General features: G+C 64.1%; 23 protein-coding genes. 19 read left to right on the top strand and 4 right to left on the bottom strand.

Annotated elements, in window-relative coordinates; translation table 11 throughout:
• Positions 1-239 precede the first annotated feature (239 nt).
• From ACNHKD_RS09585 to hemF, 3 genes are all read left to right on the top strand, one after another.
• Complete coding sequence (locus tag ACNHKD_RS09585; protein WP_442753257.1) at positions 240-716, top strand: tRNA (cytidine(34)-2'-O)-methyltransferase; 477 nt, start codon at positions 240-242, stop codon at positions 714-716.
• Positions 717-825: 109 nt separating this feature from the next.
• Entirely contained in the window at positions 826-1,497 is a 672-nt protein-coding gene (locus ACNHKD_RS09580; protein WP_442753256.1) for an rRNA methylase, read from the top strand.
• A 54-nt stretch (positions 1,498-1,551) separates the two neighbouring features.
• Complete coding sequence (hemF, locus tag ACNHKD_RS09575; protein WP_442753255.1) at positions 1,552-2,460, top strand: oxygen-dependent coproporphyrinogen oxidase; 909 nt, start codon at positions 1,552-1,554, stop codon at positions 2,458-2,460.
• Between the two features lie 71 nt (positions 2,461-2,531).
• On the opposite strand, the gene ACNHKD_RS09570 is transcribed toward hemF, so the two are convergent.
• The 3 genes from ACNHKD_RS09570 to ACNHKD_RS09560 form a co-directional block, all read right to left on the bottom strand.
• Positions 2,532-2,906 (bottom strand): GtrA family protein, encoded by a 375-nt coding sequence (locus ACNHKD_RS09570; RefSeq protein ID WP_442753254.1) that lies wholly within the window; start codon positions 2,904-2,906, stop codon positions 2,532-2,534.
• Entirely contained in the window at positions 2,906-3,214 is a 309-nt protein-coding gene (locus tag ACNHKD_RS09565) for a c-type cytochrome (protein ID WP_442753253.1), read from the bottom strand. Before ACNHKD_RS09565 ends, ACNHKD_RS09570 begins: the two co-directional genes overlap by 1 nt.
• A gap of 110 nt (positions 3,215-3,324) precedes the next feature.
• Positions 3,325-3,687, bottom strand: coding sequence for a hypothetical protein (locus tag ACNHKD_RS09560; protein WP_442753252.1), 363 nt, complete (start codon positions 3,685-3,687; stop codon positions 3,325-3,327).
• A gap of 807 nt (positions 3,688-4,494) precedes the next feature.
• Here ACNHKD_RS09560 and carB point away from each other — a divergent pair.
• From carB to ACNHKD_RS09485, 15 genes are all read left to right on the top strand, one after another.
• On the top strand, positions 4,495-7,830 hold the full coding sequence (carB, locus tag ACNHKD_RS09555; protein WP_442753251.1) for a carbamoyl-phosphate synthase large subunit: 3,336 nt from the start codon (positions 4,495-4,497) through the stop codon (positions 7,828-7,830).
• Between the two features lie 185 nt (positions 7,831-8,015).
• Positions 8,016-8,489 (top strand): transcription elongation factor GreA, encoded by a 474-nt coding sequence (gene greA, locus ACNHKD_RS09550; protein WP_026016120.1) that lies wholly within the window; start codon positions 8,016-8,018, stop codon positions 8,487-8,489.
• A 162-nt stretch (positions 8,490-8,651) separates the two neighbouring features.
• The gene (locus tag ACNHKD_RS09545) at positions 8,652-9,020 is read left to right on the top strand and encodes an endonuclease domain-containing protein (protein ID WP_442753250.1); all 369 of its coding nucleotides are present in this window, start codon (positions 8,652-8,654) and stop codon (positions 9,018-9,020) included.
• A gap of 76 nt (positions 9,021-9,096) precedes the next feature.
• Positions 9,097-10,092, top strand: a complete 996-nt coding sequence (locus ACNHKD_RS09540) for a mitochondrial fission ELM1 family protein (protein ID WP_442753249.1) — start codon at positions 9,097-9,099, stop codon at positions 10,090-10,092.
• Positions 10,093-10,312: 220 nt separating this feature from the next.
• Positions 10,313-11,272, top strand: a complete 960-nt coding sequence (trxB, locus tag ACNHKD_RS09535) for a thioredoxin-disulfide reductase (RefSeq protein ID WP_442753248.1) — start codon at positions 10,313-10,315, stop codon at positions 11,270-11,272.
• Between the two features lie 8 nt (positions 11,273-11,280).
• A complete protein-coding gene (locus ACNHKD_RS09530; protein WP_442753247.1) occupies positions 11,281-11,520 on the top strand; it encodes a CDGSH iron-sulfur domain-containing protein in 240 nt (79 codons plus the stop codon).
• A gap of 201 nt (positions 11,521-11,721) precedes the next feature.
• Positions 11,722-13,902 carry a glycine--tRNA ligase subunit beta gene (gene glyS / locus ACNHKD_RS09525; RefSeq protein WP_442753246.1) on the top strand — a complete coding sequence of 727 codons (2,181 nt, stop codon included), beginning with the start codon at positions 11,722-11,724 and terminating at the stop codon, positions 13,900-13,902.
• A gap of 123 nt (positions 13,903-14,025) precedes the next feature.
• The gene (gene dctA, locus ACNHKD_RS09520; protein WP_442753245.1) at positions 14,026-15,294 is read left to right on the top strand and encodes a C4-dicarboxylate transporter DctA; all 1,269 of its coding nucleotides are present in this window, start codon (positions 14,026-14,028) and stop codon (positions 15,292-15,294) included.
• Positions 15,294-15,683 carry a VOC family protein gene (locus ACNHKD_RS09515; protein WP_442753244.1) on the top strand — a complete coding sequence of 130 codons (390 nt, stop codon included), beginning with the start codon at positions 15,294-15,296 and terminating at the stop codon, positions 15,681-15,683. Before dctA ends, ACNHKD_RS09515 begins: the two co-directional genes overlap by 1 nt.
• Positions 15,684-15,834: 151 nt before the next feature.
• Positions 15,835-16,356 carry a single-stranded DNA-binding protein gene (gene ssb / locus ACNHKD_RS09510; protein WP_442753243.1) on the top strand — a complete coding sequence of 174 codons (522 nt, stop codon included), beginning with the start codon at positions 15,835-15,837 and terminating at the stop codon, positions 16,354-16,356.
• 409 nt (positions 16,357-16,765) lie between these two features.
• Positions 16,766-17,407: a TadE/TadG family type IV pilus assembly protein gene (locus tag ACNHKD_RS09505; protein WP_442753242.1), complete on the top strand. Its 642-nt coding sequence runs from the start codon at positions 16,766-16,768 to the stop codon at positions 17,405-17,407.
• A gap of 29 nt (positions 17,408-17,436) precedes the next feature.
• On the top strand, positions 17,437-18,075 hold the full coding sequence (locus ACNHKD_RS09500) for a TadE/TadG family type IV pilus assembly protein (protein WP_442756801.1): 639 nt from the start codon (positions 17,437-17,439) through the stop codon (positions 18,073-18,075).
• A gap of 10 nt (positions 18,076-18,085) precedes the next feature.
• Complete coding sequence (locus tag ACNHKD_RS09495; RefSeq protein ID WP_442756800.1) at positions 18,086-19,564, top strand: pilus assembly protein TadG-related protein; 1,479 nt, start codon at positions 18,086-18,088, stop codon at positions 19,562-19,564.
• A gap of 366 nt (positions 19,565-19,930) precedes the next feature.
• Positions 19,931-20,167 carry a hypothetical protein gene (locus ACNHKD_RS09490; protein WP_442756799.1) on the top strand — a complete coding sequence of 79 codons (237 nt, stop codon included), beginning with the start codon at positions 19,931-19,933 and terminating at the stop codon, positions 20,165-20,167.
• An 89-nt stretch (positions 20,168-20,256) separates the two neighbouring features.
• On the top strand, positions 20,257-21,837 hold the full coding sequence (locus ACNHKD_RS09485) for a glucan biosynthesis protein (RefSeq protein ID WP_442756798.1): 1,581 nt from the start codon (positions 20,257-20,259) through the stop codon (positions 21,835-21,837).
• 33 nt (positions 21,838-21,870) lie between these two features.
• Here the strand turns inward: ACNHKD_RS09485 and ACNHKD_RS09480 are convergent, their stop codons facing one another.
• On the bottom strand, positions 21,871-22,056 hold the full coding sequence (locus tag ACNHKD_RS09480) for a hypothetical protein (protein WP_442756797.1): 186 nt from the start codon (positions 22,054-22,056) through the stop codon (positions 21,871-21,873).
• Between the two features lie 266 nt (positions 22,057-22,322).
• Here ACNHKD_RS09480 and ACNHKD_RS09475 point away from each other — a divergent pair, with 266 nt between their 5' ends.
• Positions 22,323-24,848, top strand: a complete 2,526-nt coding sequence (locus tag ACNHKD_RS09475) for a glycosyltransferase family 2 protein (RefSeq protein ID WP_442756796.1) — start codon at positions 22,323-22,325, stop codon at positions 24,846-24,848.
• Positions 24,849-24,877: the final 29 nt, after the last annotated feature.

The raw sequence follows: 24,877 nt of genomic DNA, 5'->3' as shown, positions 1-24,877 counted from the left end.
AAGCTCCACTCGGAGCAATGGTTCCACTTTTTCGCGCCACACGCCAGTCTTGAGCCCGGCGGCGAACGGACGGGGCGATGGCTAGACCTTCTCCCGGCAGCGGCCTATGTGGCGCCAATCCGCCAGCATGTCCACAAGCCGGCTTCGGGATTCTTCGCCCTTCCACGCGACTTTTTCGCCGGGGCGGGCCGTCGCGGCGATTTGCCGCAAACTCTCTGAGACTTCATCGGTTTCCTAACATGACGCCGCTCACCCTCGCCCTTTTTCAACCGGACATCCCCCAGAATGCCGGCACAATGCTGCGCATGTGCGCCTGTCTCGGCATCGAGGCGGCGATCGTCGGCCCGGCGGGCTTTCCCGTGACCGACGCCGCTTTCCGGCGGGCCGGCATGGACTATCTCGACCAGATCACAATACGCAGACACGCTTCATTCGACGCCTTCCAGGCCTGGCGGGCCGCCCGCGCGGCGGAGGGCGTCGGCGGCCGGCTCGTTCTGCTCTCCACGCGAGCCACGACCTCCTACGTTTCCTGCAAATTCGAGTCCGGGGACATTCTCCTCGTGGGACGCGAATCGGCCGGGGCGCCGGACGAGGTTTTCGCCGCCGCCGATCTCGCCGTGAGAATCCCCATGCAGCCGCAGGCGCGCTCGCTGAACGTGGCGGTTTCGGCGGCGATGGTCGCGGGCGAGGCGCTACGCCAGCTCGGGCGCCTGTAGAACCTTTCGACCCGAATGCGTCCGCGCACAGCGCAAACGCATTGCGCCTCCTAGCGTGCGATCAGCCGCCGAATTTTAAGGCGGCGTTCAGAAATCATAGGAGGCGAAGATGACCCTTCAGGCGACCCGCGTCTCGCTGTTCATTGCCGAGCGCTTTTTCACTTTCCTGCGCGGCGCGATTTTCACGCTCGCCATGGGCTTCGGACTTTTTGCGCTTGTCGCAAATTTCAACGATCTGCGCGACGTCGCGGGACACCTCGTCGCGCGGTTGGCGCAGCTCGAGGTGAGCGCTACCTCGGTGAAGGTCGGGCTTTCGCCGGAGAATATCGCTGAGGCGGGGCAAGAGAGCAAGGAAATCCCGGAGAGCATGAAAGGGCTTCTGCTGTCCAACGACATTTTGTCGCTCAAGGAAAACTGGGTGATCCGCCTGCTCTACGTCGACGGCTCGGGCCTCAAATGCGACTACGCCAACCCGACGCCGGAGATGAAGGCGAATTACGCCGCCGACCGGCATCTTGCCGCCGACGGCCTGATCGAGATGACCGAGGCTCCCCATCTGAAAGCGGAAGCCCTGGAGGCGATGCGCAAGACAAAGGCCGAGGGGAACGCCTGGACGATCGGCGAGCCGCGTTCCTGCTACAGAACCAAGCTCACCTGGCGCGGCGCCAATGTGAAAACTGCGCTGGCCGAGTTCCTTGGCGCCGCCTTCGCAGCCGTGTCCGCCTCTCCCGAGGCCCATACGCCACATCCGATGAAGGTCGCCGACGCGCCGGATCGCTGAGATTTGACAAGGCGCGATCGGCGGCGTTCATGGGCGCCAAAAAAGGAGACGCCCATGGACGCGCAGGATCAGCTCGAAGCCCGCAAACAGGCCGCGCGCGACTGGTTCGAATCCCTGCAACTGCGGATTTGCGCGGCTTTCGAGGCGCTCGAAAATGAAGCGGCTGGGCCTTTCGCCGAAGCGGCCGCGCCGGGACGCTTTCAGCTTACCCCTTGGGAGCGCCTCAATCATGATGGCGCACCGGGCGGCGGCGGACGCATGGGCATGATCCATGGCCGCGTTTTCGAAAAGGCGGGCGTCCATTGCTCGACGGTCTCCGGAACCTTCCAGCCCGAATTCGCCCGGCAAATACCCGGCGCGGCGGAAGATCCGCGCTTCTTCGCAACCGGCGTCTCGCTCATCGCCCACCCGTGGAACCCGAACGTCCCCGCCGTGCACATGAACACGCGCTTCGTCGTGACGACCAAGGCCTGGTTCGGCGGCGGCGCCGATCTGACTCCCGTGCTTGACGCGCGCCGCACGCAGAAAGACGCCGACGCGATCGACTTCCACGCCGCCATGCGCGGGGCCTGCGAGCGTCATCCGGTCGCCGACTACAAGCGGTTCAAGGAATGGTGCGACGAGTATTTCTATCTCCCCCACCGAATGGAGCCGCGCGGGATCGGCGGCATTTTCTACGACTATTTCAACAGCGCCGGGGATGCTGAAAACAGCAATTGGGATGAGGATTTCGCCTTCACGCGCGACGTGGGCGAAAGCTTCCTCGCCATCTACCCCGAGCTGGTGCGCCGCAACTTCGCGAAGACATGGACCCCGCAGCAGCGCGAGGAGCAGCTCGTACGGCGCGGGCGTTACGTGGAATACAATCTGCTCTATGACCGCGGCACGATCTTCGGGCTGAAGACCGGCGGCAATGTGGAGTCGATCCTCTCCTCCATGCCGCCTTCGGTAAAGTGGCCGTAAGCCCGTCTCCCGTTTGCGCAGCGGCGATAAAATTGGAGGGAGGCGGACCGCCGCGCGCCTTGAGCGGCGGTTCACCCAGCGCGAAACGTCCACGCCCGGTTCAGCGCGAAGGTCAGGAACATCGCCAGCACGGTCGTCACGACCTGCGCCAGCAAATAAGGCGCGCCGAGCCTGCCCACGAACAGGCTCATCAGCGCATAAGTGAGGCAAAAGCCGGCAAACGCCACGAGCCCGAAGCGCCATCCCGCTTCGGCGTGCGGCCGGTCGCTCGCGAAAGTACGGCGCCGATTGAGCAGATAGGCGACGCCGCCGCCGGCGACATAGCCGCATAGCGTCGCCGGAACCGGCGGCCATGCCCCCGCCTCCACCAGAGCGATCAGCAAGGCGTAATGCACGGCCGTCGCCCCGACGCCGACCGAGGCGTAGGTCGCGAGCTGGCGCAGCATCAGCGCGCCGGGAGCTGGGAATAATAACGCGCGAGGTCGCGCATCTCGTCGTCCGTGAGATGGCGGCTCTCAAAGGCCATCTCCTTGTGCGGGCGCCGTCCGGATTTGAAGTGCTGGAGCTGCGTGTAGAGATATTGGTCGTGCTGACCGGCGAGGTTCGGGATTTCCACGTCGTTGCCGATCCCCTCCGGCCCATGGCAGGCGGCGCATTCCGCGACGACCTTGGCGAGGTCGTATTTCTGCTCGGCGCCGGCGCCGCCCACGCAGGCAAGCGAGAGAAGCAGAACAGCCGACGGCAAGCGCTTCATCAATTTTCCCCGTGAGTATTAGCCGCCTTCCGCTCGCACGAAACCGCGCGAGCGGCAACCGCCGCACAAATCCGGCCGGCGCGCCCGCCCCAATGGGGGACGCCGGCGCGTCAATCTTCCCTGTGGGGCGCGCCGAGGCGAGCGGCGATGATCGCGCCGAGCATCAACGTCATGTTCAAGAGCAGCACGAGCGCCGTGGCGCGGTTCGGGCTCATCTGCGTCGCCGCGAAAATCTCCGCCGCGACCACGAGCCACACCGCCGTCCGCGAATGCTTGAAGAGGCTGATCGCCAGCCAGAGCAGCAGCAGGTTGAGGGCCAGAATGACGACGGTTACTTCGCTCGGACGCATGGTCAAGCCGGTCAGCAGCATCGAGGCGACGACGAGCCACAAGACCACATGATAGCGCCGCAGGAAAGAAACGGCGGCGGGTTTCGAATCTTTGAGGAACGCCGCGAAATTCGACGTTTCCATAGCGACGAGACACTCCCTATGCGGGGACCGCCCGCGCGGTCTGTCGGCGTGAACGCAAATGCCGCCGGAGCAGCGCCGAAGAATCTATCCGGTCTCCGTTTTTTCGCAAGTGCGAAAAGAAAATATTCGAACCGATCGCCTGACAATTGAACCTAAAGGAAATTTTGTATTTCCGCAAACGCCTGATCATATTCGGATAAATAAGACCTGATGTTCGCCGCGTGAATATTATCGGAATCCAATAGAACGGCGCCAGAGCGCGCTGCGAAAACGCCGGCGCCGTTGCGCGCCTGCGGCGAAGCTACTGTGCGCCGGCGAGCGTCGGGTCGGGAAGCGACGCGGCCGCGCGCCTCAACCTGTCACGCGCGGCAATATGAAAAATGCCGAAACGACGCGGCGCGGCCTGTTAAAGCCCGGCGGCGCCCCTTCACACTCGCGTCATTCTCGTCTAGACAGACCTCGACTTTCGAGCCGGGCGCGCCCCGCTCGCCGCCCCATAGCCTGTCGCTTGCGACGGGCGTCTTGGCAGACGCCCTATGCGGGCAATTAGGGACGCGTGCCGGTCCAAAAGGCCGGGAACGCGGCCTTTTTTTATGCGCTCCCGCCGCCCTAGCGCTTGGGAGCGTCAATGACGGGCGAAGGTTTCCTCATCCTGAGGAGCGAGCGAAGCTCGCGTCCCGAAGGACGAGGAAACCTGCGAAGATCGTGACCCCTCGCCCTCGTGCTTCGAGACGGCTCCTTCGGAGCCTCCTCAGCATGAGGGCGAGGGGCGCGGGCGCGGGCGATCCGCGACAGCTACGGACCAACATGCCGAAAAGAACAGACATATCCACCATCCTGATCATCGGCGCCGGGCCCATCGTCATCGGCCAGGCCTGCGAGTTCGACTATTCCGGGACACAGGCCTGCAAGGCGCTCAAGGCCGAGGGCTACCGGATCGTTCTGGTGAACTCCAATCCAGCGACGATCATGACGGACCCGGATCTGGCCCACCGGACCTATGTCGAGCCCATTACGCCCGAATTCGTCGCCAAGATCATCGAGAAGGAGCGCTACGCCGTTCCCGGCGGCTTCGCCCTTCTGCCGACCATGGGCGGCCAGACGGCGCTGAATTGCGCCCTCTCCCTCGAGAAAATGGGCGTGCTGAAAAAATTCGACGTCGAGATGATCGGCGCGACGGCGGAGGCCATCGACAAGGCGGAGGATCGCGAGCTTTTCCACGAGGCCATGACCAGGATCGGCCTGGACACGCCGCGCTCGCATCACGTCAAGACGCTCACCGCGGCGCTCGACGCGCTGGACGATATCGGCCTGCCCGCCATCATCCGCCCCTCCTTCACGCTCGGCGGCACGGGCGGCGGCATCGCCTACAACAAGGCGGAGTTCATCGAAATTGTGGAGCGGGGCGTCGACGCCTCGCCGACAAGCGAGGTGCTGATCGAGGAAAGCGTGCTCGGCTGGAAGGAGTACGAGATGGAGGTCGTCCGCGACAAGGCGGACAACTGCATCATCGTCTGCTCCATCGAGAACATCGACCCGATGGGCGTGCATACCGGCGACTCCATCACCGTCGCCCCGGCGCTGACGCTCACCGACAAAGAATATCAGATCATGCGCGACGCCTCGCTCGCCGTGCTGCGCGAGATCGGCGTGGAGACGGGCGGCTCCAACGTGCAGTTCGCGGTCGATCCGCGCACGGGCCGCATGATCGTCATCGAGATGAATCCGCGCGTGTCGCGCTCCTCGGCGCTCGCCTCCAAGGCGACGGGCTTCCCCATCGCCAAGGTCGCCGCGCGCCTCGCGGTTGGCTACACGCTCGACGAAATCGCCAACGACATTACCGGCGGCGCGACGCCCGCCTCCTTCGAGCCGACGATCGATTATATCGTCACGAAGATTCCACGCTTCGCCTTCGAGAAGTTTCCCGGCGCCGAGCCGACGCTCACGACCGCCATGAAATCGGTCGGCGAAGCCATGGCGATCGGCCGCAATTTTGCGGAGTCGCTGCAAAAGGCGCTGCGCTCGCTGGAGACCGGTCTCTCGGGTCTCGACGAGATCGAGATTGAGGGGCTCGGCAAGGGCGACGACATGAACGTCCTGCGCGGCGCGCTCGGCACGCCGACGCCCGACCGCCTTCTCGTGGTCGGTCAGGCGCTACGTCTCGGCATGAGCCAGCTCGAAATTCACGAGGCGAGCAAGATTGATCCGTGGTTCATCGCACGCATTGCGGAGATCGTGGCGCTCGAGGAGAAAGTGAAAAAATTCGGCCTGCCGAAGGACCCCGACAACCTGCGCAAGCTGAAATTCGCCGGTTTCTCCGATTTGCGCCTCGCGACGCTCGCCGGCGTCGAAGAGACGGACGTGCGCAAGGCGCGCCACGCGCTGAATGTGCGGCCGGTCTACAAGCGCATCGATACTTGCGCCGCGGAATTCGCTTCGCCCACCGCCTATATGTATTCGACCTACGAGTCGCCGTTCCTGAACGGACCGGCCAGCGAGGCCGCGCCCTCCGACCGCAGGAAAATCGTGATCCTCGGCGGCGGGCCGAACCGCATCGGCCAGGGCATCGAATTCGACTATTGCTGCTGTCACGCCTGTTTCGCGCTGGACGACGCCGGCTTCGAAACGATCATGATCAATTGCAATCCCGAGACGGTCTCGACCGACTACGACACGTCGGACCGACTCTATTTCGAGCCGCTCACAAATGAGGACGTGGCCGAGATTCTCGATATCGAGAAATCGAACGGAACGCTCGTCGGCGTGATCGTGCAATATGGCGGCCAGACGCCGCTCAAGCTCGCTCATGGCCTCGCGGCGACCGGCGCGCCCATTCTCGGCACGCCGGTCGATTCGATCGACCTCGCCGAGGACCGCGACCGCTTCAAGCGCCTGCTGGACAAGCTCGGCCTCAAACAGCCCAAGAACGGCATCGCCTATTCGGTGGAACAGTCGCGCATCGTCGCGGGCGAACTCGGCCTGCCGCTGGTCGTGCGCCCCTCCTATGTGCTCGGCGGCCGCGCCATGGCGATCATCCGCAGCGAGAGCGATCTCGACGACTATCTGCTCGGCACGCTGCCGAGCCTCGTGCCGTCGGAGATCAAGGCGCGCTATCCGAACGACAAGACCGGGCAGATCAACATGGTGCTCGGCAAGAATCCGCTTCTCTTCGACCGCTATCTGACCGACGCGATCGAAGTGGACGTGGACTGTGTCGCGGATGGCGGGCAGGCCATGATCGCGGGCGTGATGGAGCATATCGAGGAAGCGGGCATTCACTCCGGCGACTCGGCCTGCTCTCTCCCCCCGCGCTCGCTCGCGCCCGAGACGATCGCCGCGCTCGAAGAGCAGACGAAAAGCCTCGCCATGGCGCTTGGCGTCGTCGGCCTGATGAATGTGCAGTTCGCGCTCAAGGACGACGAGATTTACGTCCTCGAGGTCAACCCGCGCGCCTCGCGCACCGTGCCCTTCGTCGCCAAGGTCGTCGGCGCGCCCTTCGCCAAGATCGCCGCGCGCGTCATGGCCGGCGAGAAGCTTTCGAGCTTCAGGCTGCCGACGACGAAGCTGAATCATATCGGGGTGAAGGAAGCCGTCTTCCCCTTCGCCCGCTTCCCCGGCGTCGACACGGTGCTGGGCCCCGAGATGCGCTCGACCGGCGAGGTGATCGGCCTCGACACTTCCTTTGACGCGGCCTTCGTGAAGAGCCAGCTCGGCGGCGGCGCCAAAGCGCCGCGCGAGGGCGTCGTCTTCGTCTCGGTCCGCGACGCCGACAAGGCGCGGATCGTCCCGGCGATCCGACTGCTGAAGGAAATCGGCTTCAGCGTGGTCGCGACCGGGGGCACCGCCCGCTTCCTGCAGGAGCAGGGCATTTCCGCGCAGAAGATCAACAAGGTGTCGGAGGGTCGGCCGCATATCGTCGACGCCATCAAGAACGGCGCGATCCATCTCGTTTTCAACACGACCGAAGGCGCCCAGGCGCTGGCGGACTCCCGTTCCTTGCGCCGCGCGGCGCTTCTGCATAAGGTTCCCTATTATACGACTCTCGCCGGCGCGATCGCGGCGGCGCAGGGCGTAAGGGCTTATGTGTCGGGAGACCTAGAGGCGCGGGCGCTGCAGGATTATTTCCAGCCCGCGACCGACTGAGAACAGGGAAGTTGAGAGGGCGGACGACGCGCCCATCGGAGCGATCCGGGGTCGAGCGCCGGCGCCGCTTTTGCGGCAAACTGACGGACAGACGATTCGGGAGACCCAACCGCGCCGGCTTATTCAGCCCGCGGCCTTGGGGAATATTCCCGGCAATGAAAAGGCGAAGAGCGAAACCAATGGCAATCGACAAGGTGCCGATGACAGCCCCCGGCTACGCCGCGCTCGCGGAGGAACTGCGCCGCCGGCAGCAGGAAGACCGCCCCCGCATCATCCAGCAGATCGCCGAAGCGCGCGCCCACGGCGACCTTTCCGAGAATGCGGAATATCACGCCGCAAAAGAAGCGCAGTCCCTGAACGAAGGCCGCATCGCCGAGCTTGAGGACAAGCTCTCGCGCGCCGAAGTCATCGACGTCTCGAAGCTCTCCGGCGCGACGGTGAAGTTCGGCGCCACCGTGACGGTCGTCGACGAAGACACCGAGGAGGAGAAGGCCTATCAAATCGTCGGCGAGAGCGAAGCCGACGTGAAAAGCGGTCGCGTCTCGCTGACGAGCCCCATCGCGCGCGCGCTGATCGGCAAGAAGGTCGGCGATACGGTCGAGGTGAAAACGCCCGGCGGCGGCAAGAGTTATGAGATTCTGAAGGTCGCGTTTGTTTGAGGGAGCTCGCTCTCCCCGTAAAACGGGAGAGGGTTAGGGTGAGGGGCAAGGCCGCATTCGCGGCGCCTTGGAATTCACCGCCCCGCCCCCAACACTGCCGATGTGGCCCGCCCCTCACCCCAGCCCTCTCCCCACAAGTGGGGAGAGGGAGTTGAGACGCTAATGCGCAGCGCTCGCCATTTCGAACGCACCCGCAGCCGCGACTTGCGCGCGGCTCAAACCTCCGCGGAAAAAATGCTGTGGGGAAAGTTGCGCGGCCGATGGCTGGGCGGCCACAAATTCGTGCGCCAGGAGCCGATCGAAGGCTTTTTCGCGGACTTCGTATGCCGCGAACATAGGCTGGTTGTTGAAGTCGACGGGGCCACGCACTCAAGTGAGGAAGAGCTGGCCTATGACGCGCGTCGGGACCGGGCGCTCCGTGAAGCGGGTTTCCGAATCCTGCGCTTCCAAAATGACGAAATCTTCCGCAACATCGACGGCGTCTGCGACACTATCCTCAACGCCCTGGCCGCACATCCCCTCTCCCCGTGAAACGGGGAGAGGGTTAGGGTGAGGGGCAAGGCCGTATTCGCGGCGCCCCGGAATTCACGCTCCTCAGCATTTGTCTATGTGGCCTGCCCCTCACCCCAGCCCTCTCCCCGCAAGCGGGGAGAGGGAGTCGCGGCGGCTCTTCCCCGCCGGGACCACCCTCCGCATCCTCTCCGACGGCCGCGCCGGCCATGAGGCGCAGACTCTCGGCCTTGCCGAAGCACTGGGATTAACCCCCGACATCCGCCGCGTCGCCCCGCGCCATCCCTATGATTGGCTCGCGCCCTTTGCGCCGCCCGACCCGCGCGACGCGGAAGCCTGCGCCCCGCCCTATCCCGACATCGCCATCGCCGCCGGCCGCCGCGCCATCCCCGCGCTCAGGCGCCTCAAGCGCGCGTCCGGCGGCCAGACCTTCACCGTCTATCTCAACCGCCCGGCGACGGGCCTCGACACGGCCGACCTCATCATCGCGCCCCGCCACGACGGCCTTTCGGGGCCCAATGTCCTCGCCCCGCTGACGCCGCCGAACCGCGTCACGCCCGAACGCCTGGCGCAAGCGCGCGCCGCGCCGGACCCCCGTATCGCCGCCCTGCCCCGGCCCCGCGTCGCCATGCTGCTCGGCGACGCCAGCGGAATCGTCTACGATCTCGATTATATTGCGTCCGTTTTCATCGCCGCGGGCGCGAGCGTCATGGCGACGCCGTCGCGCCGAACCTCCACGGAAATCCGCGCCACAATCGCCGCCGCGCTCGACGATCCCCGGGGCTGGTTCTGGAATGGCGAAGGCGAGAACCCCTATTTGTCCATGCTGGCCAACGCCGACCGCATCATCGTCACCGGCGACAGCGTCAATATGGTGGGAGAGGCGGTGACGACCGGCGTCCCCGTGCATGTCGTCGAACCTTACGTCACACGGCGCAAGCTCACGGCCTATCTCACGGCGCTGGAGAAGGCCGGCGCCCTCCGCATCTGGCATGGGCGGTTCGACGACTGGGTCTATGAGCCGATGAATTCGACCCCGAAACTCGCGCGGAAGGTCACGCAGGCCTACGCCGCCTTCCGCGCCTTGCAATGACGGCTTTTCCTTGCGAGGCGACGTATAATGACTAGATTGCGGTTCTCGCTCCCTCTCCTCGCCTGCGGGGAGAGGGTTGGGGTGAGGGGCTGGCCGCGTCGCGCGCCTCTGTGCGGGACGCGGGATAAGGAACATTGTCGTCTTCCGCTTTGCCCTACACCCTGACCCTCTCCCCGTTCCGCGGGGGGAGGGGAATTACGCAACAACCCACGAGTTTCTCATGCCCGCCCCCAAACATGCGCGCGCCATCATCATCGGCTCCGGGCCGGCCGGCTATACGGCGGCGATCTACACCGCGCGCGCCATGCTGGAGCCGATGCTCATCGCCGGCTTCGACCAAGGCGGCCAGCTCATGATCACCACCGAGGTCGAGAACTATCCCGGCTTCGCGGAGCCCATTCAGGGCCCCTGGCTCATGGAGCAGATGCGCCTTCAAGCCGAGCATGTCGGCGCGAAGCTCGTCTCCGACCACATCGTGGAAGCCCGCCTCGACAAGCGTCCCTTCACGCTCGTCGGCGACAGCGGGACCGTTTACACCTGCGACGCGCTGATCATTGCGACGGGCGCCAAGGCGAAATGGCTCGGCCTGCCGAGCGAAGAGAAATTCAAGGGCTTCGGCGTCTCCGCCTGCGCCACCTGCGACGGCTTCTTCTTCCGCGGCAGGCAGGTCATCGTCGTCGGCGGCGGCAATACGGCGGTCGAGGAGGCGCTCTACCTCTCCAATCTCGCCGCGCATGTGACGATCGTGCATCGGCGCGACGAGTTCCGCTCCGAGCGCGTTTTGCAGGAACGCCTGAGACAGCGTGAAAATGTGTCGATTCTCTTCAACCATGTGGTCGACGAAATCGTCGGCGCGGAGAATCCCCTGTCGGTCACCGGCGCGCGGCTGAGGAACGTGGCGACGGGCTCGACGCATCTGCTGGAGACCGATGGCGTCTTCGTCGCCATTGGCCACGCGCCGGCCTCCGAGCTCTTCAGGGGCCAGGTGAACGTGAAGCCCAACGGCTATATCGCCGTCGAACCGGGTACGACACGCACGAATATCCCCGGCGTCTATGCGGCGGGCGACGTCGCGGACGAAGTCTACCGGCAGGCGGTGACAGCCGCCGGGCTGGGCTGCATGGCCGCGCTGGAGGTGGAGAAATTCCTGCTCGACGCGCCCGCCCTCGCGAAAATTTGAGAAGAAACATGACCGAACGCGTCGTTTTCCAGAAGAAAGCCATGCCCGTCGAGGTCGAAGAGGGAAAGACCTATTATTGGTGCGCCTGCGGCCGCAGCGCCAAGCAACCCTTCTGCGACGGCGCCCATAACGGTACCGGGATCGAGCCGGTCGCCTACAAGGCCGAGGCGACCGGCAAGGCCTTCTTCTGCGGCTGCAAGGCCACGAAGAAGGAGCCGCTTTGCGACGGGACGCATAAGGAGTTGTAGGGGGCTTCACTGATCCCTTCTCCCGTTCGCGTGAGAGGTAGCCCTCGCTTTAGCGAGGGTCGGGTGAGGGCTCTCATCCTTCATGGCTTCTCCCGCAAGCGGGAGAGGGGAGCGCCGCCGTCCGAATATTGCTATAGGATTTCAAATTAGCTCGCCCCTCGTCCCCCGGCGAGGCAAACCCCGCGCCAAGCTCCGAGTCTCATGCCCGATCTTCTCCTCGAACTTTTCTCCGAAGAAATTCCCGCGCGCATGCAGCGGCAGGCGGCCGAGGACCTGCGAAAGCTTGTCACCAACGCCCTCGTCGAGCGCGGCCTCACTTATGAGGGCGCCTCCGCCTACGCCACGCCGCGCCGGCTGGCGCTTCAGGTGGTGGGCCTGCCCGCAAAACAGCCCGACATGCGCGAGGAGCGCAAGGGACCGCGCGTCGGCGCGCCCGAGGCGGCGATCGTGGGCTTTCTCAAGAGCGCCGGCCTAGCCTCGCTCGACCAGGCCAAGATCGAGAGGGACAAGAAGGGCGCGGAGTTTTACCTCGCGGTCGTCGAGCGCCCGGGCGCGGAAACCATCGCGGTGCTGGCCGACATTCTGCCGGGGGTCGTCAAGTCCTTCCCCTGGCCAAAATCCATGCGCTGGGGCGTCGCCTCGGAGCGCCCGGATTCGCTGCGCTGGGTGCGTCCGCTTCACTCCATCGTCGCGACATTCGGGCCGGAGACCGAAACGCCGGACATTGTGAATTTCGAGGTCGACGGCGTCGTCGCCGGCGACGTCACGCGCGGCCATCGCTTTCTGGCCCCCTTCGAGATGCGCGTGAGGCGCTTCGGAGATTACGCGCTGTCGCTCGAAAAGGCCAAGGTCGTGATCGACCCTGAGCGACGCCGGGACATCATCCTGCACGACGCCAAGGATCTTGCATTTGCGCAGGGACTGGAGCTGGTCGAAGACGCCGGGCTACTGGAAGAAGTCGGCGGCCTCGTCGAATGGCCCGTGACGCTGATGGGGGCCTTCGACGAAAGCTTCCTCTCGATCCCGCCGGAAGTCATTCGCGCGACGATCCGCGTGAACCAGAAATGCTTCGTGCTGCGCCGGCATGACGGAAAGCTCGCCAACCGCTTCATCCTCGTCTCCAATATCGAGGCGACGGACGGCGGCGCCACAGTTGTCGCGGGCAATGAGCGCGTCATCGCCGCGCGCCTGTCGGACGCGAAATTCTTTTACGAGACGGACCTGAAAACGAAGCTCGAAAACCGCTTGCCGAAGCTCGACCAGATCGTCTTCCACGAAAAGCTCGGCACGCAAGGCGAACGCGTGAAGCGCATCGCGGCGCTGGCGAAGGAGCTGGCGGCGATCGGCGGCGCCGACCCGGAAAAGGCCGCGCGCGCGGCGACCTTGTGCAAGGCCGATCTCGTGACCGAGATGGTCGGCGAGTTTCCGGAATTGCAGGGGCTAATGGGCAGCTATTACGCAGCCGCACAGGGGGAGGACGCATCGGTCGCCAACGCCTGCTACGAACATTACAAGCCGCAGGGCCAGGGCGATTACGCCCCGAAGGACCCGGTCTCCATCGCCGTCGCGCTGGCCGACAAGCTCGATACGCTTGTCGGCTTCTGGGCCATCGACGAAAAGCCGACGGGGAGCAAGGACCCCTATGCGCTGCGGAGGGCGGCGTTGGGGGTGATCCGTATCGTGCTGGAGAATGAATTGCGGCTGCGATTGGTTCCGGAATTCGACCGTCATTACAACGCGTTCTCCTTCCATTCCAAATCCGTCAAGAAACTCGATGGGGAAATGGCCGGAACGAGCGCGCTCGGTCTCCTCGAATTTTTCATCGACCGCCTGAAGGTCTACTTGCGCGACAAGGGCGCCCGCTACGATCTTATCGATGCGGCGCTTGGCGCCGTGGCCTTCGCCGACTCCGGGGAGGAGACCGTCGCGGGCGCGCCGTTACAGGACGACCTGCTCATGATCACGAAGAAAGTCGAGGCGCTCGATAAATTCCTGGCCACCGACGACGGCAGGAACCTGCTCGCCGGCTTCAAGCGCGCCGTGAACATTTTGAAGGCCGAAGAAAAGAAGGACGGGCCGAACGCCTATTCCCACCGCCACGCGGCCAATCTGCGCATCGAGCATGAAGAGCACAAACTCGCCGCCGCCATCGCCCGCGCGCGGGAGGAGACCACCGAGAAGCTGGAGAAGGAAGACTTCGCCGGGGCCATGCGCGCCCTCTCCAGGCTGCGCGAGCCGGTCGACGCCTTCTTCGACAAGGTGACGGTCAACGCCGACAACGCCGATCTGCGCCTCAACCGCCTGCGCCTCCTCGCGGAGCTGCGCCGGGTTATGATGGGCGTGGCGGATTTCGGAAAGGTTGCGGGCGAAGCGGGGGCTTAAAAGCCCACCCGGTCATTGCGCAGTCGCAGCGTCTTACCGAGCGTTCGCCCGTTCCCCCGCGGGGGATGGACGCCGCCGCCACCGGCTGCGTAAGCTCTGCCTTGTCTCCCGCCAGGGGCCGGCATGAAGAAACCGTTCCACCATTTGCTCTACGTCCAAGTCCTTTTCGCCATCGCGCTCGGCGCCCTGTTCGGCTATCTCGCGCCGCATCTCGCCGCCGCCGATTGGGTGAAAGCGCTCGGCGACGGCTTTGTGAAGCTCATCAAAATGGCCATCGCGCCGATCATCTTCTGCACGGTGGTCTCGGGCGTCTCGCATATCGAAGACGCGAAGAAGGTCGGGCGCGTCGGGGTCAAGGCGCTCGTCTACTTCGAAATCGTCTCGACGCTGGCGCTGGCCATCGGCCTGCTCGTCGGCAATGCCCTGAAACCCGGCGGAGATTTCGCGGGCAAGGCCGACGCGGCGGCGATCGCAAAATATACGGAAGCGGCGGCGCATCGCAGCGGCGTGGAGTTCCTGCTGGACATCATCCCGGAGAGCGCCGTCGGCGCCTTCGCCAGGGGCGACATTCTCCAGGTGCTGCTCTTTTCACTGCTGTTCGGCTTCGCGCTTCTCGGACTCGGCGAAAACGGGCGTCCCATGCGCCAATGGGTAGAGGAAGCGGGCCACGCCATGTTCGCGCTCATCGGGATCGTGATGAGGGCCGCGCCCATCGGCGCCTTCGGGGCCATGGCCTATACGGTCGGGAAATATGGCTCGGCGGCGCTACTGTCGCTCGGCGGCCTCATCGGCGCCTTCTATCTCACCTCGGCCATTTTCGTCGCCATCGCGCTCGGCGCCATTGCGGCGGCGGCAGGTTTCAACATCTTCCGTTTTCTCGCCTATCTCAAGGACGAGCTGCTCATCGTGCTCGGCACGTCGTCCTCGGAAAGCGCCCTGCCCGCCCTGATGGAGAAGCTCCAGCGGCTCGGCTGCCCGAGATCCGTCGTCGGCCTCGTCGTGCCGACGGGCTACAGCTTCAATCTGGACGGAACCAATATCTATATGACGCTCACGACGCTCTTCATCGCCCGCGCCATGGGCGCCGAGCTTGATTTCACCCATCAGGCGACGATCCTCGTCGTCGCCATGCTGACGTCCAAGGGCGCGAGCGGCGTCACGGGAGCGGGGTTCATCACATTGGCGGCGACGCTCACCGCCGTCGATCCGGCGCTCGCGCCCGGCATGTCCTTCGTGCTTGGCATCGACAAATTCATGAGCGAGTGCCGCGCATTGACTAATTTCATCGGCAATGGCGTGGCGACGATCGTGGTCTCGGCGTGGGAGGGCGAGCTCGATCGGGAGAAGCTGAGGGCGGAGCTGTCGGGAGCGAATGAAAGCGGAAAGCCCTGATGTTTTCGCACATTTTTGTCGGCGTCTCGGATTTCAACGCCGCCGTCGCCTTTTACGCCCCTCTGATGGCCCAGCTCGGGCGTTCCCTTAAATTCGTGGAGCAGGAGCGGCCCTGGGCGGGCTGGAGCCCGGCGTGGGCGGAACGGCCCTTGTTCCTCATCGGCCGCCCGTTCGAGGGCGCGCCCGCGCCGGGCAATGGCCAGATGGTCGCCTTCATCGCCCCCGACCGCGCAATGGTCGACGCCTGCCACGCGCTCGCGCTCGCCAATGGCGGAAGCTGCGAGGGTCCGCCGGGCCTACGCCCGCACTATCATCCGCATTATTACGGCGCCTATTTCCGCGACCCGGACGGCAACAAGCTTTGCGTCTGCTGCCACGACCCGGCGTGAGGCAACTTGCGCCGCCGCGCGTCGGGTGCTAGAACAAAAAATGAACATAAGCCCGGCCGCGCCCCGCATCATCTGTGGACAAGCCCTTCCGGGGCAGTCGCCGGGGGGCGGAATGGCGTTAGAGTGCCCCGCAAATCACGTGGAGAAAGACATGGCGGGAAGCGTCAACAAGGTCATTCTGGTCGGCAATCTGGGCCGCGATCCGGAAGTGCGGACCTTTCCGTCGGGCGACCGCGTCGTCTCCTTCTCACTCGCGACGACCGAGTCCTGGCGCGACAAGAACACCGGCGAGCGCAAGGATCGCACCGAGTGGCACAATGTCCAGATCTTCAATGACGCGCTGGGCAAGATCGCGGAGCAATATTGCCGCAAGGGGGCCAAGATCTATGTCGAAGGCCAGCTCCAGACCCGCGAATATACCGACAAGGACGGCAATCAGCGCAAGGTCACGGAAGTCGTCGTGCCGCGCTTTCGCGGCGAATTGACCCTGCTCGACAGCAAGGGCGGCGGCCGCGGCGAGGGCGATTATGAAGGCGGCGGCTATCAGGGCGGCGGCGGCTCTTTCGGCCGCTCCTCCCCCATGGAGCGCGCGCCGGTCGAGCGCCGCCCTGCCCCGGCCTCGGGCGGCGGCGGCCGTCTTTCCGACCAGCTCGACGACGACATTCCGTTCTGACCGACCGGCAGGCGCGCACCCGCCGAAACGCCGTCGCGCACGCGTCGGCGTTTTTGCGTTTCAGGCGCCAAAGGCGCGCCCGGCCAGACTTTCAGCAAGGTTTTCGGCCTTGAAGAAAACATAGGCTTTCGCCTGATTGGCTCGCGGCGGCGCTCGCGGCGTCACGGCGACGGAGCAAAAGAGGTCGCCGCGAAAATCGCGGGTCCTCCAAACAGGCGCTTAACGTTAAGCTTGGATGTTTCATAACTGGCTGCAATTGTCTGAATGTTTCGGCGATCGAAAAAAGGATTCATTAAGCAGACGCTAACACTCTCGCGCATCGGAGGCGGCTTCTGAACGGAGCGGAAACCGCGGAAATGATAGGGAGCGCTGCGGTCGCCGCGCTCCGCGCCATCGAACGAGAGCCAAAATGAGTGAAAGCGTTAACAAACTCGCCTTTCGTAGCCGCCCCGCGAAAGCGACGAATTGCGCCGAGTTCGTTCAGGATCATCGTGGCTTCGCGGCTGTCGAATTCGGCCTCATCGCCCTTCCCTTTCTGCTGCTGATCGTCGCCATCCTGGAATACAGCTACGGCAATTTCGCACAGTCGCGTCTCGACGCGGTCATTCAGCAGACCGCCAGGGAAATCATGACCGGCTATGTGCAGAACCAGCAGGTCGGCGGAATGCCGCTCACCGCCGCGCAGTTCCGCGCGACGATCCTGTGCCCAAAGCTCCCCGCGATCATGAGCTGCAACGACCTGTATGTCGACGTGCAGGATTTCGACGCGCCCGCCGGCGGCGCGGCTCCTGCGACGACGCCCTACGCCAATTATGTCAACGCCGACAAAAGCGGCCTCAAGCCCCCCGCGCTGGACAATGCGCAGAACGCGTACTGCATCGGCGGCGCGAAGAAATATGTCGTGATCCGCGCCGTCTATCCGACGCCGATCCTGACGACGGCGGCGCTGTTCCCGAACTACACGACCTATAAGGGCCGCAAGACGCGCCTCGTCACCTCAACGGCGACGTTCAAGAACGAGCCCTTTCCCAGTTCCTATGCGGGCTGCTGAGCAAACGGACGACCATAGGAACGACGCAGATGAGGAAGAACCTTCTTCGCGACACCCGCGGCTTCGCGGCCGTCGAATTCGCCCTCGCGCTTCCCGTGCTCGGCCTGATGCTGCTCGGCTTCGTCGAACTCGACCGCTACGCCTGGGCGACGCGCCAGCTCGAAGTGTCGGCGAACGCCATCGCGCAGATGCTGTCGCAGTCGCAGAAGGTGGAGCCGGCCGACATGAAATATGCGCAGGACTCGCTGATGGTCCTGTTCCCGCGCGCCCTGCAGGACGGCTCGCGGCTCAATCAGCAATGGGACAACATGATCAAGGTCGGCATGAGCACGGTCGGCTTCGCGCCGACCGCCCCCGGCTGCGTCTCCGCCTGCACCTATCAGGCGAAGGTTTCGTGGAGCGGCGGCTCGGATCGCCGTCCCTGCAACACGGCGATGACGCCGGTCCCGGACAATGCGACGCCGAGCAAGACGACGCTGCCGTCCGACCTTTACGGGCCGAACTCGATCATCGTCGTCGACCTCACCTTCGCCTATCAGCCGCTCTTCGCCGCGAATATCTTCGGTCCGCTCACGATCAAGCGCTCGAGCTATCTGCAGCCGCGTTACGTGAACAACCTGCCCTATTCGGTCGCCGGCGGCGACTCCTTCGTCACCACCTGCGCCTGAAGGGCATCTCATGCGTCAGCTTTCCAAAACCGCGCATTTCGCAAAAGATGAGAGAGGCGGCGTCGCCATCGTGATGGGCCTGGCCATCATTCCGCTGGTTCTGGCCTCCGGTCTTGCGGCGGATTACGCCATCCTGCAAAGCGCCAAGGCGCGCATGGACGCTTCCGCCGACGCAGCGGCCCTCACCGCGATCAAGACGGCGCAGAACACAATCGCCACCCTCTCCGCCACCAATCCAAATCCTCAGCCGCAGGCCATCTCCGACGCGCTGGCCCAGGCGGAAAAATCCTTCTACGCCCAGGCCGGCAAGCGCGCCTCTGATCTGCTCGGCAAGCCGGCGTTCAACGTCAGCATCGTCGGCCAGAACGTCACCGCGCAGGTCGCCTACAATGCAGCCATGCCGTCCAACTTCGGCAAGATCGCCGGCGTCAAATTCATGAACTACAACGGAAGCGCCGGCGCCCAGCTCACCATGGCGAAGTTTCTCGACTTCTACATGCTGGTCGACGTCTCCGCCTCGATGGGCCTGCCTTCGACGATCGCCGGCCAGAACCAGCTCGCCGCGGCGAGCCCGGATGGCAAACAGGATAATGGCGACGGCTGCATGTTCGCCTGCCATTTCTCCGGCTCGAAGAGCTACACCTATGCGCGCACGCATAACATCCAGTTGCGAGTCGACGCCGTCGGCGCGGCGATCGCGCAACTCATGAAGACCGCGAACGATACGGCGACGCTGCCCAAGCAGTTCCGCATGGGCGTCTATCCCTTGGTGACGCACGTAAACGCCTTCGTCGATCTGACCGACGATCTTATCGGCGACCAATATTCGGTGGCGAGCGCGATCAACTACAATCAGGCGACGCAAATGACGGATTTCGGCAAGCTGCTCGACGGCGGCGACGACAAGGTCTTTGCACGCAGCCTCAACCCCAATTACAAGGCCAATCCGAATATACCGGCCGATACGGCGCCGCTCGGCGCGGGCGGATCGCATATACATACGGTCTTCGACGAGATCAGCGCGAAGATCGTGACCGTCGGCGACGGCTCCGGCGCGAGCAAGGGCCAGCCCTTCGTCTTTTTCGTCTCGGATGGAATGGAAGACAGCCAGTGGTATTCGTCGTCACAAGTAGCGTCTCCCACTTTTCCTTATACGCCGACCAACTGGCCGGGCGTGACGACCTACCCGAACACGCATGGCGAGACCGTCTCGATCCGGGCCATGGACCCGACCAAATGCGCGGCGCTCAAGGCGCGAGGCGTGACGATCTCCGTTCTTCAGATCCCGTATCCGACCTTCCCGCATCCGACGAGTTACGCGCAATGGGAAGCGCTCAAGGTCAATAACGCAGTGCCCGGCGTCGACGCCGCGATGCAGAGCTGCGCCTCTCCGGGCTTCTATCACAAGGCGGACACGCCCCAGGACATCGCCAATGCGATGCAGGACATGTTCCGCCAGGCGGTGCAATCGGCCCGACTGACGCAGTGATGAGCCGCCCGCTTGCGGGGGTGGCCCCACACCGGCGGAGGACGGCCTATCGCGCTTCGCGTAACGCCTTCTCCCAAGCGGGGGAAGGCAGGACAAATCCCCCCTTGGGCCAGGAGAAAGACAATCCTGGACGGTTTGCGCCCAATGCCTTTACGGGGAAGATCGGCGGTTAAAGGCCGCCGGGCGGAAGTCCTTTCCGGCCTGGTCGAGCGTTACCCCTTCGCGGGACCGCCCTTCCCTGCCGGTCCATTGAACCCGAACAGTCGCCTCGGCCCCGCCCTTGCCTTACGGCGCCCGTTGCGATAGCAGACCCCTAGCAAAACGCGGCCCGCCCGCATTTCTTCCAAGCAAGCTCGAGCGCGCGTCATGAGCCAGAAGCCGATCAACCTCCTGAACCTTTCCACGCTGGTCGCCGTCGCGATTCTCGTGGGAACGGAGCTTGTCGGGGCCTCCTGGGCGGCCGGCTGGGCGCTTGGCGGCCTGTTCCAGCTCGACCCCATGATCAGCCACGCGATCGAGGCCGTCTTCGCGCTCCTGGGGCTTATCGGCCTCTATTTCTTCATGAAGACGGCAATCCGCAACGAGCCCATCCGCGGCCGATAGTTATTCTAGCTTCATCTCAAGCGTCCCCTCCTGCCAAGCTTGCCTTCCGGCAAGTTTAGGCAAGGATTTCGCCAAGGGGACATTTCAAGATGATTCAGAAGCAGGACCGGCGCTCCTTCCTGAAAATTGCGACAACTGCGCTCGGCGCCGCTGGAATTGGGTCCGCCGAAGCCCAGCCGTCGCATATCGCCAACGTCAAGCTCGGCGACGCCAGCCCTTTTTCCTTCGACGCGCTGAAGCAGGAAGCCAAGAGGCTGGCTAAGGCGCCCTATCGCCAGCCCAATCTCCCCTCGCCGGAGATCACCTCGCAGATCGACTACGAGAAGTGGGGCCACATCGCCTATGACACCGGCCACGCCCTCTTCGCCGATACGAAGGAGCGTTTCCCTGTCGAATTCTTCCACCTCGGCATGTTTTTCAGGAAGGCCGTGCGCATCTTCGTGGTCGAGAACGGCGCGGCCCGCGAGATTATTTACCAAACGGACTACTTCGAGATGCCCGACGACTCCATCGCGCGGAAATTGCCGGCCGGCGCCGGCTTTGCGGGCTTACGCATACAAGAGGCGAAGGACGGCCCGCTCGACTGGCGGAAGAACGACTGGGTAGCCTTTCTCGGAGCCTCCTATTTCCGCGCCATCGGCGAACTGCGCCAATACGGCATGTCCGCGCGGGGCGTCGCGCTCGACACCTGGCAGATGGGCGCCAATGAGGAATTTCCCGACTTCACCCAGATCTATGTCGGGCCGGAGACCGGCGACGGCGTCATGCTGCACGCGCTGCTCGAGGGCCCTTCGATCGCCGGCGCCTACAAATTCCTGATGACCCGAGGCAAGGGCGTCGTCATGGACATCGACTGCGGTCTCTATCTGCGCGGCGGTTTCACCCGTTTCGGCGTCGCGCCTCTCACCTCAATGTATTGGTTCTCCGAAACCAAGAAGCCGACCGGCGTCGACTGGCGGCCGGAGGTGCATGACTCGGATGGCCTTTCCATGTGGACGGGAACCGGCGAGCGCCTGTGGCGTCCGCTCAACAATCCCGACCGCGTGATGGCCTCCGCCTTCGCGGACATGAACCCGAAGGGTTTCGGCCTGATGCAGCGCGATCGCAATTACGACCATTATCTCGACAATGTCTTTTATGATCGGCGTCCGAGCGTATGGGTCGAGCCGAAGGGCGATTGGGGCAAAGGCGCCGTCCATCTCATCGAAATTCCGACGGATGACGAAATTCACGACAACATTGTCTGCGCGTGGGTTCCCGAGAAGAAGGCGGTTCCCGGCTCCGAATTCGAATTTTCATATCGCCTGCACTGGCTCGCGGACGAACCTTACCCGACGCCTCTCGCGCGTTGCGTGGCGACGCGCCTGGGCAATGGCGGCCAGCCCGGCAAGCCCCGCCCCAAAGGCGTGCGGAAATTCATGGTGGAATTCCTCGGAGAACCGCTGGCGAGGCTGCCCTATGACGTGAAGCCGGAGCCCGTGCTCTGGGCCTCCCGCGGAAGCTTCTCCTATGTCTATACGGAAGCGGTTTTCGACGGGGTCGCCGGCCATTGGCGCGCGCAGTTCGACCTCACCGTGGAAGGAAGCGACCCTGTCGAAATGCGCCTCTTTCTCCGAACCGGCGACAAGGTTCTGACGGAGAACTGGCTGTACCAGTATCATCCATTTTAGGGCGTCGGAGGCGCGCAGATCGAGAACCGGCCTTTAGCCCTTGCGCCCGGCGAGCCGCAAGAAAAAGCGTCGGATCGACATGAGATACCAGTGAAACGACCTGCGCTGCAAAAACAGGAGCTTTTCCTCGCGGTCCATGAGCAACGCCTCCGCAGTGGCCTCGCGCGAGAGAGCCGAAGCGGCCCGCGCGCGCAAGCGGAAATTCTCCGCTTCCAGCACGCGAACTGTCTCTCGGAGACGGTCGATTTCCTCACTTGCGGAATGTGCGTCTGTCATGAGAAGCCGGGATGGGAATGACGAGCGGCGCACATCCTACCCACCCCGACGCTTCTCCACAAGTTGGGCTCCAATCCGGCTTTTTTCTGGCTTGCCCCGTTTTGATCTGCCGTCGCCCTTATGTTATGAGTTCGGCCTATCTTCCCCTCCCGCTTTGATTATCCTGAGTTACGAGGGAATTGCGCCCCGAAACTCGTGGAGGCCCGCAATTGTCGCAACGCGTGTTCGTATGGCGCGGCCCGCAGTCCGAAAATGAGGCCTCCCGGGCTTCGATCCTTCGTCTCGACGGCTTGGAAGTCGTCCCGGTCGATTGGTCTGAAAGCCTCGAAGCATTCGTCGCCATTTCCGAAACGCCACTTCATATCAGCGACGCCGGCCATTTGGAGGGACGATGGATCGCCTTCCTAGATCCCGATTTTTTCAGCGAGGACGGCCGCCCGCTCGCCGTCATGCTGGATTATGCGCGGTTCTACGGACTTCGCACCGTGGCTGCGATCGAAACGACGCGGGCCCTTCGCCCAGAGTCCTTCGCGCTCGAGGCGGTGATTGCAAATGGGCCCGTCGAGGCTGATCGTCTTCGCGGCGGTTGGCGCGCATTGGGCCTCGACATCGCTTTCGCGCCGCCTGTCATCGTCGCCGGCAAGGGCGCTGACGCGCCCGGCCTCGGCGAACTGCTTGACGCCATCCCTCCCGTTGCTTCGCTCGTCCTGCTCGAAGGCTCGCGCTCCCCGGCTGCGAATCTCGCGATGGGCTGCGCGGAAGCCGGCGTCGCTGCGCGACGCCTGAAATGGAATGAGCCCCTCGCCGCCCTTCTCCCCATCGAAGAAGCGTTGGCCGCGCAGGATTTTTCGAATGCCTGGGCCGTACTATCTCTGCCGTCGTGCCGCGACGGCGCGGAAGCCATGGTCATCATCGACATGGCCAAAGGCCTCGGTCTGAAGACGGCGATCGTCGTTGGCGATTACGCGCTGGACCAGAAATATGGCCGGCTCCCGCTACAAGGCGCCGATCTCGTCCTTTTCGAGACCACCGAGCGGCGCGACGCCGCTCTCCAGGACGCCTTTCGTTTCGACGAGAAGATCGCCCTCTTGCGCGACCGCTGGCGCATCGCCTCCGATATTACGGCGCTCCTTCGCGAGGTGAGCATGCGCCGTTCGAAGTTGAACGCGCCGCGCCTGCTTCAGAAGCCCGTTCGAATTGCGTTCGCCGGTTTGAAGGACGCGCAAGAAGAGGCGGCTTTGCGCGAGGCCCTGCAAAACCTCGGGATCGCGTCGGACCGCCATCCGCCGAAGAGCGCGGCGGATTGGGTTTTGCTTGGCGCCGGCGCCATGACGCATGAGGCCGGCCTTCTCGCAGACGCCAAGGCGGTCGGCGCAAGGATCGCTGCAATTGCCGAGGGCGCCGACGCGTCAATCGTCGAGACGCTCGACGACGTCGACGTCATTCTTCCGACAGGCTGGGAAGCAGCCGCGGAAATCGTTCGAGCCTCTGCGCTGGCCGGCAAAAGCGGCGCGAAGGTTATTCCCTGCCCCGCGCCGGGGAAGTCGGATCGCTCTCCCGAGACCGTTGATTGGAGCGGCTATGCGGCCCGCATCGTGAGCGCGCTTTCCGCCGCCGCGGCGCCGCCCGGCTGGCCCCGCCCGGCCGTCTTGGGCAAAGCCCCGCGGCCGCTTCTGACCTGCGCGATCACGACCTACAATCGCGCGCCCTGGCTAAGGCACAGTCTCAAGCTGCTCCTCGAAGCAGCGGCGCCCTGGCGCGACAAAATCGAAGTGCTCGTTTGCGACAACGCCTCGACAGACGACACGCCGCGCGTCGCCGAAGAGCTTCTGCAGCGCTACGATTTCGCCTACCACCGCAATCCGGTGAATGTGGGAATGCTGGGAAATCTGGGCGCAACGGCCCGGCGCTGCAAAGGCGACTTCGTCTGGATCATCGGCGACGACGACCTCGTCGTCGCGGAAGGGCTGAAGACGATTCTCGACAGCATCGAGAATCATCCCGACATCGAGATGGTCTATCTCAATTACGGCTTCACGCATTTCAACGAGCCGGAATCGCTTCGCGAGGCGCGCCGGCTCGTTGAGAACGCCCAGCCGATCGGATTTGGCGGTCCCGACCGCTACGCCCGGAAGCTCGCCGACGTCGCCGCCTTCAACGAGAATCTTTTCACGGCGATATATGCCTGCGTCTTCCGTCGCGACCACGCGCTGCGCGCCTATCAGCTCGATACGCGCGGCGCGCCCTTTTCATCGCTTGCGACATGCGTGCCGTCATCGGTCTATACGCTCTCCGCCCTGGCGGACAGGCCCGCCTATTGGATCGGCTTCCCGTCGATCGTTGTGAACATGAACGTTTCCTGGCTGCGCTGGGCCCTGCTGTGGCACCTCGAGCGCATGCCCGACCTCCACGACATGGCTGAGCTCGCCGGCGTCGATCCCGACAGAATCGACCGGCATCGCTTCAAGCATTGCTGGAACGCCGGGGAATGGCTGCGCGAGGCCCTGTTCGACTCCGAGGACGCCATACGCGCGGGCGTATCGGTCGCGCGCCTGATCGAGCGCTGCAGGCATCTGCCGGTGTTCAAAGACCAGGAAGGCGCGAAGGTCGCGGAGGTTTACCGGAAAGCCTGGGAGGCCGGGCGCGCCGTCGCCGATCACGACCCGCCAGAAACGCTCTTTTCTCGTTACGGCAATTCTCATGAAACAGAAATTGCTACGGCTGAAGAAAAATAGTAGCAGAGCGGCAGACCTTCTTGGAGCAG

The sequence above is a fragment of the Methylocystis sp. JAN1 genome, from assembly GCF_052186135.1.
Classification (GTDB): domain Bacteria; phylum Pseudomonadota; class Alphaproteobacteria; order Rhizobiales; family Beijerinckiaceae; genus Methylocystis.
Note: the sequence above shows the minus strand (reverse complement) of the source record. Positions and strands in the feature narration are given on the sequence as shown.

Bases quoted from the DNA above. Each gene is read 5' to 3' on its own strand.
- ACNHKD_RS09570 (WP_442753254.1), bottom strand. From the start codon at position 2,906: ATGCTGCGCCAGCTCGCGACCTACGCCTCGGTCGGCGTCGGGGCGACG.
- ACNHKD_RS09565 (WP_442753253.1), bottom strand. From the start codon at position 3,214: ATGAAGCGCTTGCCGTCGGCTGTTCTGCTTCTCTCGCTTGCCTGCGTG.
- ACNHKD_RS09485 (WP_442756798.1), top strand. From the start codon at position 20,257: ATGATTCAGAAGCAGGACCGGCGCTCCTTCCTGAAAATTGCGACAACT.
- glyS (WP_442753246.1), top strand. From the start codon at position 11,722: ATGCCCGATCTTCTCCTCGAACTTTTCTCCGAAGAAATTCCCGCGCGC.
- ssb (WP_442753243.1), top strand. From the start codon at position 15,835: ATGGCGGGAAGCGTCAACAAGGTCATTCTGGTCGGCAATCTGGGCCGC.
- ACNHKD_RS09540 (WP_442753249.1), top strand. From the start codon at position 9,097: ATGTGGCCTGCCCCTCACCCCAGCCCTCTCCCCGCAAGCGGGGAGAGG.
- ACNHKD_RS09545 (WP_442753250.1), top strand. From the start codon at position 8,652: ATGCGCAGCGCTCGCCATTTCGAACGCACCCGCAGCCGCGACTTGCGC.
- ACNHKD_RS09505 (WP_442753242.1), top strand. From the start codon at position 16,766: ATGAGTGAAAGCGTTAACAAACTCGCCTTTCGTAGCCGCCCCGCGAAA.
- ACNHKD_RS09530 (WP_442753247.1), top strand. From the start codon at position 11,281: ATGACCGAACGCGTCGTTTTCCAGAAGAAAGCCATGCCCGTCGAGGTC.
- ACNHKD_RS09585 (WP_442753257.1), top strand. From the start codon at position 240: ATGACGCCGCTCACCCTCGCCCTTTTTCAACCGGACATCCCCCAGAAT.
- ACNHKD_RS09490 (WP_442756799.1), top strand. From the start codon at position 19,931: ATGAGCCAGAAGCCGATCAACCTCCTGAACCTTTCCACGCTGGTCGCC.
- ACNHKD_RS09580 (WP_442753256.1), top strand. From the start codon at position 826: ATGACCCTTCAGGCGACCCGCGTCTCGCTGTTCATTGCCGAGCGCTTT.
- ACNHKD_RS09560 (WP_442753252.1), bottom strand. From the start codon at position 3,687: ATGGAAACGTCGAATTTCGCGGCGTTCCTCAAAGATTCGAAACCCGCC.
- carB (WP_442753251.1), top strand. From the start codon at position 4,495: ATGCCGAAAAGAACAGACATATCCACCATCCTGATCATCGGCGCCGGG.
- trxB (WP_442753248.1), top strand. From the start codon at position 10,313: ATGCCCGCCCCCAAACATGCGCGCGCCATCATCATCGGCTCCGGGCCG.
- ACNHKD_RS09495 (WP_442756800.1), top strand. From the start codon at position 18,086: ATGCGTCAGCTTTCCAAAACCGCGCATTTCGCAAAAGATGAGAGAGGC.
- hemF (WP_442753255.1), top strand. From the start codon at position 1,552: ATGGACGCGCAGGATCAGCTCGAAGCCCGCAAACAGGCCGCGCGCGAC.
- dctA (WP_442753245.1), top strand. From the start codon at position 14,026: ATGAAGAAACCGTTCCACCATTTGCTCTACGTCCAAGTCCTTTTCGCC.
- ACNHKD_RS09515 (WP_442753244.1), top strand. From the start codon at position 15,294: ATGTTTTCGCACATTTTTGTCGGCGTCTCGGATTTCAACGCCGCCGTC.
- ACNHKD_RS09500 (WP_442756801.1), top strand. From the start codon at position 17,437: ATGAGGAAGAACCTTCTTCGCGACACCCGCGGCTTCGCGGCCGTCGAA.